The sequence below is a fragment of the Salmonella sp. NW722 genome (assembly GCF_051702785.1).
In the GTDB taxonomy this organism is placed as follows: domain Bacteria; phylum Pseudomonadota; class Gammaproteobacteria; order Enterobacterales; family Enterobacteriaceae; genus Salmonella; species Salmonella enterica.
In genome coordinates this window covers 449,713-462,247 of the sequence record NZ_JAMMIN010000003.1, presented here as the reverse complement: position 1 = coordinate 462,247, position 12,535 = coordinate 449,713, and the positions used below count along the sequence as shown (strand labels likewise).

At 54.7% G+C, this 12,535-nt stretch carries 16 protein-coding genes; 12 read left to right on the top strand and 4 right to left on the bottom strand.

Annotation, left to right across the window (positions count from 1 at the left end; all coding sequences use genetic code 11):
- Positions 1–24 precede the first annotated feature (24 nt).
- A complete protein-coding gene (iolH, locus tag NA330_RS09900) occupies positions 25–909 on the top strand; it encodes a sugar phosphate isomerase/epimerase IolH (RefSeq protein ID WP_000683955.1) in 885 nt (294 codons plus the stop codon).
- A 55-nt stretch (positions 910–964) separates the two neighbouring features.
- Here iolH and yjgA read toward each other — a convergent pair whose 3' ends face one another.
- Positions 965–1,516 carry a ribosome biogenesis factor YjgA gene (gene yjgA, locus NA330_RS09895; RefSeq protein WP_000166287.1) on the bottom strand — a complete coding sequence of 184 codons (552 nt, stop codon included), beginning with the start codon at positions 1,514–1,516 and terminating at the stop codon, positions 965–967.
- A gap of 95 nt (positions 1,517–1,611) precedes the next feature.
- On the opposite strand from yjgA, the gene pmbA reads away from it, so the two are divergent.
- The 11 genes from pmbA (at position 1,612) to NA330_RS09840 (ending at position 11,156) form a co-directional block, all read left to right on the top strand.
- Entirely contained in the window at positions 1,612–2,964 is a 1,353-nt protein-coding gene (gene pmbA / locus NA330_RS09890; protein ID WP_000852994.1) for a metalloprotease PmbA, read from the top strand.
- 98 nt (positions 2,965–3,062) lie between these two features.
- Positions 3,063–3,449, top strand: coding sequence for a cytochrome b562 (gene cybC, locus NA330_RS09885; protein WP_001232231.1), 387 nt, complete (start codon positions 3,063–3,065; stop codon positions 3,447–3,449).
- Between the two features lie 277 nt (positions 3,450–3,726).
- The gene (locus NA330_RS09880; RefSeq protein WP_001255103.1) at positions 3,727–4,065 is read left to right on the top strand and encodes a glycine dehydrogenase; all 339 of its coding nucleotides are present in this window, start codon (positions 3,727–3,729) and stop codon (positions 4,063–4,065) included.
- Positions 4,066–4,075: 10 nt separating this feature from the next.
- Positions 4,076–4,438, top strand: coding sequence for an SFCGS family glycine-rich protein (locus tag NA330_RS09875; RefSeq protein ID WP_000435389.1), 363 nt, complete (start codon positions 4,076–4,078; stop codon positions 4,436–4,438).
- Positions 4,438–4,740, top strand: a complete 303-nt coding sequence (locus NA330_RS09870; RefSeq protein WP_000975187.1) for a DUF4312 family protein — start codon at positions 4,438–4,440, stop codon at positions 4,738–4,740. The genes NA330_RS09875 and NA330_RS09870 overlap by 1 nt, the downstream gene beginning before the upstream one ends.
- 22 nt (positions 4,741–4,762) lie before the next feature.
- On the top strand, positions 4,763–5,539 hold the full coding sequence (locus NA330_RS09865; protein WP_000478578.1) for a DUF4311 domain-containing protein: 777 nt from the start codon (positions 4,763–4,765) through the stop codon (positions 5,537–5,539).
- An 11-nt stretch (positions 5,540–5,550) separates the two neighbouring features.
- Positions 5,551–6,195 carry a DUF4310 family protein gene (locus tag NA330_RS09860; protein WP_000392128.1) on the top strand — a complete coding sequence of 215 codons (645 nt, stop codon included), beginning with the start codon at positions 5,551–5,553 and terminating at the stop codon, positions 6,193–6,195.
- Between the two features lie 58 nt (positions 6,196–6,253).
- Positions 6,254–7,387, top strand: a complete 1,134-nt coding sequence (locus NA330_RS09855) for an amidohydrolase/deacetylase family metallohydrolase (protein WP_023241858.1) — start codon at positions 6,254–6,256, stop codon at positions 7,385–7,387.
- A complete protein-coding gene (locus NA330_RS09850; RefSeq protein WP_001139177.1) occupies positions 7,371–8,489 on the top strand; it encodes a DgaE family pyridoxal phosphate-dependent ammonia lyase in 1,119 nt (372 codons plus the stop codon). Before NA330_RS09855 ends, NA330_RS09850 begins: the two co-directional genes overlap by 17 nt.
- Positions 8,486–9,226 (top strand): 2-dehydro-3-deoxy-phosphogluconate aldolase, encoded by a 741-nt coding sequence (gene dagF / locus NA330_RS09845; RefSeq protein ID WP_000779254.1) that lies wholly within the window; start codon positions 8,486–8,488, stop codon positions 9,224–9,226. The genes NA330_RS09850 and dagF overlap by 4 nt, the downstream gene beginning before the upstream one ends.
- Positions 9,227–9,242: 16 nt before the next feature.
- The gene (locus tag NA330_RS09840) at positions 9,243–11,156 is read left to right on the top strand and encodes a BglG family transcription antiterminator (protein WP_023241857.1); all 1,914 of its coding nucleotides are present in this window, start codon (positions 9,243–9,245) and stop codon (positions 11,154–11,156) included.
- A 60-nt stretch (positions 11,157–11,216) separates the two neighbouring features.
- Here NA330_RS09840 and NA330_RS09835 read toward each other — a convergent pair whose 3' ends face one another.
- The 3 genes from NA330_RS09835 to nrdG form a co-directional block, all read right to left on the bottom strand.
- Positions 11,217–11,633 (bottom strand): type II toxin-antitoxin system VapC family toxin, encoded by a 417-nt coding sequence (locus tag NA330_RS09835; RefSeq protein WP_000048134.1) that lies wholly within the window; start codon positions 11,631–11,633, stop codon positions 11,217–11,219.
- Positions 11,630–11,860, bottom strand: a complete 231-nt coding sequence (vapB, locus tag NA330_RS09830) for a type II toxin-antitoxin system VapB family antitoxin (RefSeq protein WP_001261294.1) — start codon at positions 11,858–11,860, stop codon at positions 11,630–11,632. The genes NA330_RS09835 and vapB overlap by 4 nt, the downstream gene beginning before the upstream one ends.
- Positions 11,861–12,026: 166 nt before the next feature.
- Positions 12,027–12,491, bottom strand: a complete 465-nt coding sequence (nrdG, locus tag NA330_RS09825) for an anaerobic ribonucleoside-triphosphate reductase-activating protein (protein WP_023207242.1) — start codon at positions 12,489–12,491, stop codon at positions 12,027–12,029.
- Positions 12,492–12,535: the final 44 nt, after the last annotated feature.

Genomic DNA, 12,535 nt, shown 5'->3' with positions numbered 1-12,535 from the left:
AGTTTCCGCAGCGTGGTATTTACAATGAAAATTGCTTTTGATGTCGATGTTATTAAACATTTACCCATTACCCAAATGGTACGGCAGGTTTCCGAGTGGGGGTATAAATATATTGAGCAGTCGCCGCACCCGCGTATTAATCCGTTTTATAAACACCCTAAAGCTGGTCGCGATACCATGCAGGAATATAAACGCGCCTTGCAGAACTACGGTGTGGAAATCTCGTCATTTATTGTGGTTTATCGTTGGTCCGGCCCCGATGAAGAGCGTCGGCGCGCCGCGGTAACCAACTGGAAGCGGATGATTGAGATTGCCGTTGATATGGGCGTACAGGTGATTAATACCGAGCTTTCCGGGACGCCGGATGAGCCGGAGATTTGTGAAGAGATGTGGTATCGCTCCATGGAGGAACTGCTGCCGATCGTGGAACGAGAGGGAATTCGAATCGAAATTCAGTCTCACCCCTGGGATTTCTGCGAACTGAACGATGAGACGGTCGACATGGTGCAGTCTTTGCGTAGTGATAACGTGACCTATCTGTACAGCGCACCGCATGGCTTCTTTTACGATAAAGGGCAGGGCGACGTCGCAAGGATGCTGAACTATGCCGGGGCCGATCTTTCGCATGTTCTGCTGGCCGATACGCACAACCACACGCTTCCCTGCCGCTATATCATGAACCCGCCAGGCGTGAATGCGACGATTCATCAGCACATCGGGCTGGGAGAAGGTGAGGTCGATTTTGACGCGCTATTCCAGGCGCTGCGTGAAATGGATTTTGCAAACCGCACGTTTAAGGTGGGCGGTGAGGCAATTATCACCACGTCGCTGTTTGGTTATCCTGAAAAAATGAGTGTTCAGGCGGTGGAAACGCGCGAGCGGATCGAGCGGGAGTTACTCGGACGTTAAAAAAGGGTGGATTTGCCTGTACCGCGCCACAGGCTGGCGCGGTCATTTACGGCAATTACCCTTCGTTTTCCGCCAGCTCGCGCAGATACTGGAAAATCTGACGCGCTGATTTCGGCGGTTTGTTGCCTTCTTTCTCTTTCTTCGCATTGCGGATCAATGAACGAAGCTGTTGACGATCGGCGTGCGGCCACAGGGTCAGTACTTCGGCTACCGCGTCATCGCCTTCGACGATCAGACGATCGCGCAGATGCTCAAGCTTGTGAAACAGCACCACCTGCTGATTATGGCGGTTCTTCAGCTTGTCCAGCGCCTGGCGAATAGGTTCAACGTCGCGTTGGCGCAGCATTTTTCCGATAAGCTGCAACTGGCGGCGGCGTCCTTCCATTTTGATTCGCTGGGCCAGTTCAATGGCGTCGCGCAGATCGGCGTCCAGCGGGATCTTATCCAGCGCGTTTTTCCCCAGATCCACCAGTTCCGCGCCCAGGCGTTTTAATTCCTCGGCATCGCGTTTAATTTCACTTTTACTGACCCAGATAATTTCATCGTCTTCGTCTTCGATGTCATCACCGGGAACGTCGTCGAGCCAGTCTTCGGGCTGCTTTGTCATGTCAGGCTCCTTAAAAAAAGAGGCTAATGTTACCAGTTAAGATGCGCACTGAAAAACGGTTCTCTGTTAGACTTCAGAGAAACTCTCTCTACATTATGGCATTTGCAATGAAAGTAATCTCACAAGTTGAAGCGCAGCGTAAGATTCTGGAAGAAGCAGTTTCGACAGCGCTGGAGTTAGCCTCAGGCAAATCGGATGGGGCGGAAGTCGCCGTCAGCAAGACCACCGGCATTAGCGTCAGCACCCGTTATGGTGAAGTAGAGAATGTCGAATTTAATAGCGACGGCGCGCTGGGCATTACGGTGTATCACCAGAACCGCAAAGGCAGCGCCTCTTCGACGGATTTAAGCCCGCAGGCGATTGCCCGTACCGTGCAGGCCGCGCTGGATATTGCGCGTTACACGTCGCCGGACCCGTGCGCAGGCGTGGCGGACAAAGAACTGCTGGCGTTTGACGCGCCGGATCTGGACTTGTTCCACCCGGCAGAGGTTACGCCAGACGAAGCCATTGAACTGGCCGCGCGTGCGGAACAGGCTTCTCTAAAGGCGGATAAACGCATCACCAATACCGAAGGCGGGAGCTTTAACAGCCATTACGGCATTAAAGTGTTCGGCAACAGCCACGGCATGTTGCAGGGATATTGCTCCACGCGCCATTCGCTCTCAAGCTGCGTCATCGCCGAAGAAAACGGCGATATGGAGCGTGATTACGCTTACACCATCGGTCGGGCAATGGCGGATCTGCAAGCGCCGGAATGGGTCGGGGCCGAGTGCGCGCGCCGTACCTTATCCCGCCTGTCGCCGCGCAAGCTCTCCACCATGAAAGCGCCGGTCATTTTCGCCAATGAAGTGGCGACAGGGCTATTTGGTCATCTGGTCGGGGCGATTGCCGGCGGCGCGGTATACCGTAAATCCACTTTTCTGCTCGACTCGCTGGGCAAACAAATTCTGCCGGAATGGTTAACCATCGAAGAACACCCGCATCTGCTAAAAGGGCTGGCGTCTTCGCCGTTCGACAGCGAAGGCGTGCGTACAGAGCGCCGGGACATTGTGAAGGATGGCGTACTGACGCAATGGTTGCTGACCAACTATTCCGCCCGCAAACTGGGGCTGAAAAGTACCGGTCATGCCGGCGGCATTCATAACTGGCGTATCGCCGGGCAGGGGCTGAACTTTGAGCAGTTGCTAAAAGAGATGGGCACCGGCCTGGTGGTGACGGAACTGATGGGCCAGGGCGTCAGCGGTATTACCGGCGACTACTCCCGCGGCGCTGCGGGATTCTGGGTTGAAAATGGTGAAATCCAGTACCCGGTAAGTGAAATTACCATTGCCGGTAATTTAAAAGAGATGTGGCGTAATATTGTCACCGTGGGTGATGATATTGAAACGCGCAGTAATATACAGTGTGGTTCGGTATTGTTACCGGAGATGAAAATCGCCGGACAATAATACCCGTCATACTTCAGGCTGCAGGCGCGTTGGCTGCCTGCAACTCGAATTATTCAGGGTATTACACTTATCGTTAATAATAAAAAAGGAAGTGAGCAATGCGTAAAAGCCTGTTAGCTATTCTTGCTGTGTCATCGCTGGTATTCGGTTCGGCTGTTTTTGCTGCCGATCTTGAAGATAATATGGATATTCTCAATGATAACCTGAAAGTTGTTGAGAAAACGGATAGTGCCCCTGAGCTGAAAGCGGCATTAACCAAAATGCGCGCGGCCGCGCTGGATGCTCAAAAAGCTACGCCGCCAAAGCTGGAAGATAAAGCGCCGGATAGCCCGGAAATGAAGGATTTTCGTCACGGTTTTGACATTCTGGTCGGCCAAATTGATGGCGCGCTGAAGCTGGCGAATGAAGGTAACGTTAAAGAAGCGAAAGCGGCGGCGGAAGCGCTAAAAACCACCCGCAATACGTATCATAAGAAGTATCGTTAATTTTTGTGGGATGGCGGCTTCGCTTTATCCGTAGGTCGCCATCCGGCAAACTGTAATACCCATCACACTTTCTCACTTTAGACGACAACGTTATTGTTTCGCCATTTCCTCTTTATGCCGCGATAGATCTCACACTTTCCCGGCGATAATTCATTAATGCCGCCTTTTCTGTGGCGCAGATCACCTATTCCACTCGCGTTTCCACTTCGAGGTGGAAAATAACTCGCTACAAACTTTTAACCCTTACCGCTAGTTTTATCTCATTGCCATTAACGGGGTGAGACGCGTGGATAACGGAGCAGTAAAACACGATGCTGGTGAGCGAATTAACGAACTGGCTGAACAGGTGTTAACGCAGGTGGATGGCCTGCTGGGGCGGCATCACATTGTCCCCAATGCGGTACAGACGCAAATGCTGACCTCGCACGTTCGCGCGATGGCGCACCGGTCAATTACCGGCGAGCCTTTACCGGAAGTCGATGCCAGCTTGTTTGATGAAATCTCAGCCGAATCAATGGCGCTCGCCCGCGAAATCGTGGCGGCGTTTGGCAACCTTCCTGACGAAGAAGCCTGGCTATTATCGGTACATTTTGAAGTCGCGAAAGACAACCTCTAAGGAGCAAAAAATGGAACAGATTACCGTCGTGATTGGCGATCGCCTGGGTAAAGGCCAGAAAGTGGCGGCAGGCGTGGAAAAAGCGGGCGGTCGCGCGGTCGTCGTACCGGGCGTCGCGGCAGACATGAAGCTGGGCGATGTGATGAAAGCGGAAAACGCCACCTTCGGCATTTCATTTTGCGGCAGCGGCGGCGCGGGCGCTATCACCGCGCAAAACAAGCATGGCTACAAAGCCAAATATGGAATGCGGTCAGTGGATGAAGGCGTCACCGCTATCAATGAAGGCTGCAACGTGTTGGGTTTCGGCTTTATGGATAAAGAAGAGCTCGGCGAGCGCCTGGTGCAGGCGTGGCAAAAGAAATACGGCGCCTGATGATGAAAGAGCAATTCACCACCACGGTGAGAGTAAAAGGCAAGGGCGACGCCAAAGCACGCGCCTTTGCCGATGCGCTGAACCATGTTCAGTCGGCGGTGATGAGAGAGTCGCCGTATATCTTACTGCGTATTGAGCCACAGGATGTGCGGATTGTTCAGGCGCATGAGTCGGTGCGTAAAGAGGCCTTTCTGTTTTTCTTTTTGCGCCGGGAACGACGCACTTACAGCGTGGAGCTGGATGTGACCGTCAACGTGACCGCCATCAATCTCGACAGGGTGGATTTCGTCGCGAAACGCTGATTTTTATTAAAAAGGCATAGTTATGTTCCTGATAATACTAATTAAATCGCTCATTATCGGCGCGCTGGTCGGCGTAGGGGTGGGCGCTGGGGCTGCACGCATGTTTCACGCGCCAACCACGCAGGGGATGGGCGCGTTCCGTACGTTGGGCGAACTCAACTCTTGTGAAGGCGACCCGGCATCTCACTTCTCCTTTGGGCTGGGTTTCTTCTTTAACGCCTGGGCCTCGTCTGTGGCGGCCGGATCGTTCACCCAGGATGTCGATCACCGCATCATCCCTAACTGGGGCGCGGCGGCGCTAATGATCAAAAACCGTAACGTTGGCGAGACGCTGCACGACCCGAAAAAAATGGCGATCGCCTGCGCCGTCATCGGCATGATCGTTGTGACGTTCCTTAACCTGACCGCCTCATCCGTGCCAGAGGCGCTACAGGTGACGGCGGTTAAGGTGCTGGTACCGGCGGCAAACCTGCTGGTCAACATCGTCATGCCTGTGATCTTCTGGTTAGCAGCGATCGACGCTGGTAAAAAATCGGGCTTCTGGGCCACCGTTTTCGGCGGCGCGGCGCAGCTCATCATGGGGAACGCCGTACCGGGGCTGGTACTGGGTATTTTGATCGGCAAAGGCGTAGAAGAGAGCGGCTGGAACCATGTCACCAAAGTGATGATGGTCGCCATCGTTTTGCTGTTTGTGTTGAGCGGCTTCTTCCGCGGCTTCGACATGAAAATGATCGAGTCTTTCAACATGACGGTACCGAACTGGCTTGAACTGATCCACAACTCGCTCAGCGGCAAATAACGGAGGCCACAATGGAAGAGAATAAAGGTTTTTGGTATGCCGACTGGTCGTTCCCGATCTTTGTTGGCCTGCTCTCCTCCGGCGTTTTCGCCGGGACGCATATGTACTATCTGTACGGTATCGGCGCATTTAACGAAGTCGCTTTTGTGGCGATGTTGAAAGCGGGGATGGATACCGGCGTCTACGGCGCGGTCGCCGCTTTCGGCGCCAGCTTTTTATTTGCCCGCATTATCGAAGGTTCGCTGGTCGGAATTCTGGATATCGGCGGGGCAATTCAGACCGGCGTGGGCTTAGGGGTTCCGGCGTTACTGCTGGGAGCCGGCTTTGTCTTCCCGGTGGCGAACTTTATCGCTTCGCTGATAACCGGTCTGGTGATTGGCCTGGCGATTGGCTACATCATTATTCTGGCGCGTAAGTTCACCATCAATCAGAGCGACTCCACGTACGGGGCGGACGTCATGATGGGGGCCGGTAACACTTCAGGCCGTTTTCTGGGGCCGTTGATTATCCTCAGCGCCATGACGGCATCGATTCCCATTGGTCTGGGCTCTCTGGTGGGCGCGCTGCTGTTTTATATCTGGCAGAAGCCGATTACCGGCGGCGCGATTTTAGGCGCGATGATCCTCGGTTCCATCTTCCCGGTTGCGATTAGCTAACTGTTGATTTGTAGGCCGGATAAGGCGGTTGCGCCGCCATCCGGCAAAGGAGAGAGCGATGTTTGATTTACTCCTGCGCCATGCGCGTCTGGTCGATGACACGCTGACTAATATTGCCCTGCAAGATGGCAAAATCGCGGCGTTGGGTGACGTTGATGGTCCGGCGCTGAAAACCATTGACCTGCGCGGCGAGTGTTACGTTAGTGCGGGTTGGATTGATTCTCATGTTCACTGCTACCCGACATCACCGATTTATCACGACGAACCGGACAGCGTGGGTATTGCCACTGGCGTTACCACAGTGGTGGATGCCGGTAGCACTGGCGCAGACGACATTGATGATTTCTATGCTCTGACGCGTCAGGCGACCACCGACGTTTATGCGCTGCTGAATGTTTCACGCGTTGGGCTTATTGCCCAAAACGAGCTGGCTAACATGGCCAATATTGACGCCGATGCGGTCCGGCAGGCGGTAAAACGCCATCCGGATTTTATCGTCGGCCTCAAGGCGCGGATGAGCAGCAGCGTGGTAGGCGTTAACGGCATCACGCCGCTGGAACGCGCTAAAGCCATGCAGCAAGAAAACGGCAACCTGCCGCTGATGGTGCATATTGGCAATAACCCGCCGGATCTGGACGAAATAGCGGAGCGTCTGACGGCGGGCGATATCATTACCCACTGTTACAACGGTAAGCCGAACCGTATTCTGACGCCGGAAGGCGAGCTGCGCGCCTCGGTGACACGAGCGCTGGCGCGCGGCGTGCGTCTGGACGTCGGGCATGGCACCGCCAGCCTGAGCTTTGCGGTGGCGAAACGCGCCATTAGCCTGGGGATTTTACCGCATACCATCAGTTCCGATATCTACTGCCATAACCGCATCAATGGCCCGGTGCATTCGCTGGCTAATGTGATGTCGAAATTCCTCGCCATCGGCATGTCGCTGCCGCAGGTCATTGCGTGCGTGACGGCCAATGCCGCCGATAGCCTGAATCTGAAAACCAAAGGTCGTCTTCAGCCTGGTCTGGATGCCGACCTGACCCTCTTTACGCTTAAACGCCAGCCCACCGTGTTGGTAGACGCGGAAAACGACAGCTTACAGGCTGAAGAATTGCTGACGCCGCTTGCCGCGATACGCGCAGGCAAGGGCTATATGACCGAACAAGGGAGCGCGGAACATGCCTTCGATTTTTGAGAAGTATCAATTAAAACAGGTGATTAACGCCTCCGGACGTATGACGGCGCTCGGTGTCTCTACGCCGCGCCCGGAAGTGATAGACGCGGCGATGGCCGGAATGAATCAGTATTTCGAGATGAAAGATCTGGTGAATAAAACCGGCGAGTACATTGCGAAATTGCTGGAGGTGGAAGGGGCGACGGTAGTCTCCTGCGCCAGTGCGGGCCTTGCCCAGTCGGTTGCCGCGGTACTGGTTCAGGACAGCGACTGGCTGCTGGAAAATCTGCACGTTACACCGATTGAAAATAACGAAATCGTCCTGCCAAAGGGCCACAACGTCAACTTTGGCGCGCCGGTGGGAACGATGGTGGCGCTGGGCGGCGGCAAACTGGTGGAAGCCGGTTACGCCAACGAATGTTCCGCCGCGCAGTTGGCGGCGGCCATTACGCCGCGCACGGCGGCTATTCTCTATATCAAATCTCACCACTGCGTACAGAAAAGTATGCTCAGCGTGGAGCAGGCTGCGGTGGTGGCGCGCACGCATAATCTCCCGCTGATTGTGGACGCGGCGGCGGAAGAAGATTTGCAGTGCTACTACCGCGTGGGCGCAGATCTCGTTATCTATAGCGGCGCGAAAGCGATTGAAGGGCCGACCAGCGGGCTGGTGATTGGCAAAACGCAGTATGTTGAGTGGGTAAAACGTCAGTCAGCGGGCATTGGCCGGGCGATGAAGGTCGGCAAAGAGGGAATTGTTGGCCTGACCTGCGCCATTGAATTGTACCTGCGGGCGCAAAAAGAGAGCGGCGCGGAGATGGTAGAAAAAATGGCGCCCTTTATCGACACGTTGAACACGTTTAACGGCGTCAGCGCCCGCGTGGTGTGGGACAGCGCCGGACGCGACATCGCGCGCACGGAAATTAAGTTTGATGAAGCCGTTACCGGCATCGCCACTGGCGACCTGGTCGACGCGCTGAAGCAAGGGGAATACGCGATTTACTTTCGCGGATACAAAGCCAACGAAGGGATTATTGAAGCGGATGTCCGCAGCGTCGATCGCGCGCAGTTAGCGATTGTGGCGCGTCGTATTGGCGAGGTGATTAATCAGGAGAAAAAAGCATGAAACTGACACCTAACTTTTACCGCGATCGCGTTTGCCTGAACGTACTGGCCGGTTCGAAAGATAACGCCCGGGAAATCTACGCGGCGGCGGAAGGTCATGTGCTGGTTGGCGTGCTCTCCAAAAACTATCCGGATGTGGCAAGCGCAGTCGCGGATATGCGTGAATATGCGGCGCTTATCGACAATGCGCTCTCCGTCGGACTGGGGGCAGGCGATCCTAACCAGTCGGCGATGGTGAGCGAAATCTCGCGTCAGGTACAGCCGCAGCATGTCAACCAGGTGTTTACCGGCGTAGGGGCCAGCCGGGCGCTGCTGGGGCAAAACGAGACGGTGGTGAACGGTCTTGTCTCGCCGACCGGCACGCCGGGGCTGGTGAAAATTTCCACCGGCCCGCTAAGCAGCCGCGCGCCGGACGGCATCGTACCCATAGAAACGGCGATTGCGCTGCTCAAAGATATGGGTGGCAGCTCTGTTAAATACTTTCCGATGGGAGGACTCACCTGTCGCGACGAGTATAAAGCGGTGGCTGACGCCTGCGCCCGCCATGATTTCTGGCTGGAACCGACGGGCGGTATCGATCTGGAAAACTTCGCCGAGATTCTGCACATCGCCCTTGATGCAGGTGTAAGCAAAATCATTCCTCACATTTATAGTTCGATTATTGATAAGGTGAGCGGCAACACCCGTGCGGACGATGTGCGTCAGTTACTCGCTATCGTCCGGTCGCGTGTCGGCTAATCATGAGGAGAGAGACGTGCGATTCCCCAACCAACGTTTAGCGCAGCTATTTGCGATGCTGCAAAACGAGACGCTGCCGCAGGACGAGCTGGCGCAGCGGTTGTCGGTCTCCACACGTACCGTTCGGGCGGATATCGCCGCGCTGAACATGTTGCTGACGCCGCATGGCGCGCAATTTACTCTCAGCCGCGGCAACGGGTATCAGCTCAAAATTGATGATCCGGCACGTTATCAATCCCTGCAAACGCAGCAATCTCCCACGCTGGCGCGCGGTCCGCGCACCAGCCAGGAGCGGATACACTACTTGCTGGCGCGTTTTTTAACCTCCGCCTTCTCGCTGAAGCTGGAGGATTTGGCAGATGAATGGTTTGTCAGCCGTGCGACGCTGCAGAACGACATGGCGGACGTGCGCGAGCATTTGCAGCGTTATCATCTGACGCTGGAAACGCGTCCGCGTCATGGCATGAAATTGTTTGGCGGAGAGATGGCGATTCGCGCCTGTCTGACCGATCTTTTATGGACGCTGGCGCAGCAGGAGCCCTCCCATCCGTTAATTGTTAGTACCACGCTGAACACCGAGGTGTCTCAACGGCTGCAGTCTCTTTTGCCGGATATTTTCTCTCATTGTCAAATCCGCCTGACCGATGAGAGCGAGCTGTTTCTGCGTTTGTACTGCGCGGTGGCGGTACGGCGTATTCGCGAGGGGTATCCGTTATCGGAATGCGTGGCAGAGGAGGTCGATGAAAAAGTGCGCCATGCGGCGCATGAGATTGCGGAGCTACTACAACAGCTGGCCGACAAGCCGCTGTCGGAGCCGGAAGTAAGCTGGCTGAAGGTGCATATTGCCGCCCGCCAGGTACAGGAAATTGCCCCCAGCGCCATTAATGCCGATGATGAAGAGGCGCTGGTGCGCTATATCCTCAATTTTATTAATACCCAGTACAACTATAACCTGTTGAATGATAAACAGCTTCACGCGGACTTGCTGACCCACATCAAAACGATGATCACCCGCGTGCGCTACCAGATCATGATCCCCAACCCACTACTGGAAAATATTAAGCAGCACTATCCGATGGCGTGGGATATGACGTTGGCGGCGATATCGAGTTGGGGAAAATACACGCCGTATACCATTAGCGAAAACGAAATCGGTTTTCTGGTGCTGCATATTGGCGTTGGGCTGGAACGTAGTTACAACATTGGCTACCAGCGGCAGCCACAGGTACTGCTGGTGTGCGATGCTGGTAATGCGATGGTGCGGATGATTGAAGCGGTACTGGCGCGGAAATACCCGCAGATTGAGATTGCCCGCACTCTGACGCTACGCGACTATGAGGCGCGGGACAGTATTGTGGAGGATTTTGTGATTTCCACGGCGCGGATCGGCGAAAAAGATAAGCCGGTCATCATGATCGCGCCCTTTCCTACCGACTATCAATTGGAGCAGATCGGTAAGCTGGTGCTGGTGGACAGAACCCGTCCGTGGATGCTGGATAAATATTTCGATGCCTCGCATTTTCGCATTGTGGAAGGGGAAATAGATCAACAGACGCTGTTTAAAACGCTGTGCGATCAGTTGCATGAGGAAGGCTTTGTTGATGCGGCGTTTCTCGATTCGGTTATTGAACGTGAAGCTATTGTCAGTACGTTATTAGGCGACGGGATTGCCTTGCCACACGCGCTGGGGCTGCTGGCGAAGAAAACGGTGGTTTATACGGTGCTCGCGCCGCAGGGGATTGTCTGGGGTGACGAAACGGCGCACGCTATTTTTTTACTCGCCATCAGCAAAAGTGAATATGAAGAGGCGATGGCCATCTACGATATTTTCGTCACTTTCCTGCGCGAACGCGCCATGACGCGCCTCTGCGCATGTCAGAATTTTACGCAATTTAAAACGGTCGCGATGGAGTGTGTGAGTCGTTTTTGACACTTTCCCGTCACGTCATTGTTAAGAAGATTTATGTACTTGTCGGTATGCCAGCACGGGTTATTTTACCCAATCTTCGTACTGCAAACCCGGTACCCGCTCAAACTCCCTCACGTTATTAGTGACCAGTATCGCCCCGGACGCAATGGCATGGCCGGCGATAGCCGCATCGTTTGATCCAATCGGCGTACCGGCGGCGGCCAGTACGGCACGGATCTCTGTGGTGGCATCCACTGCCGCCCGGTCCCAGGCCAGCACGGCATCCAGGCGACTACAGAATGCATCAACCAGTTGGGCATGGCGCGGCGAGGCCTTTTTGCCCGTACAGCCAAAACGCATTTCGGCGTAGGTAATCGCCGACACCACAATACGATGGCGGCGCAGCACTGCCTGCTCAAGGCGTTTCAGCACAGCTTCCGGCTGTTCGCGCATAATGAAAGAACAGATGCAGGTATCCAGCATGTAGGTTTTACTCATAGTTCAAAGCGTCCCTCATCGCTGATGATGTCTTCGCGTTCCGTCAGAAAGTCTGGGCTGGCTTTTTCCTCATGACGGAATGATCCCCAGGAAGGGCGGGCGGGGCGCAGTATAATCGTGTCGCCTTCGCGGAAGATTTCAAGTTCGTTGACGCCGTCAAAATCCAGATCGCGTGGAAGGCGGATCGCGCGGTTATTGCCATTTTTAAATACAGATACGGTTCGCATGGTCGTCTCCTGCCCTTGTGGGCGTGATGTTATAGGCCAGTGTCGGAGTTAATTATATGCCTGTGCGTGACATATGTATAGGCATATGCATATACCTGTAAGCAGGAGGCGAAAGAAGGGCGTAAAAGTAGCGGACGAGTAACGGTTTTGACCCAATATCCCCGCATCAACGCAAATGATGCACTACTTGGTTGCTGCTACCGCGCCAGATAAGCGCCGGGTCTTTCAGATCCTGCACAAATTTGCCATCGACCAGCACGTTGATGAGATTGACCACCTGCATTTGCGCGGCGTTGAGTTCATCAAGCTTGTAGCCAGTCCACACCCAGATATCTTTCCCCGGGCACTCTGCGCGGATGCGTTGTACCAGTGCCAGGATATCCGGTACGTTTTGCGGATGCAGCGGATCGCCGCCCGACAGCGAGATCCCCTGACGGTGAATGCGCGTGTCGTTCAGATCGGCAATGATCTTATCTTCCACCTCTTTGGTAAACGGCTGGCCGGAATTGAGCCGCCAGGTGCTTTTGTTATAGCAGCCAGGGCATTCGTGCACGCACCCTGACACAAACAGGGTGCAGCGGGTGCCGGGGCCGTTAACGATATCGACGGGGTAGTATTGATGAAAGTTCATGTTTCCTCGTTGCATTTGGCGCTGTAGCGGCGTTGGCCGCTCTC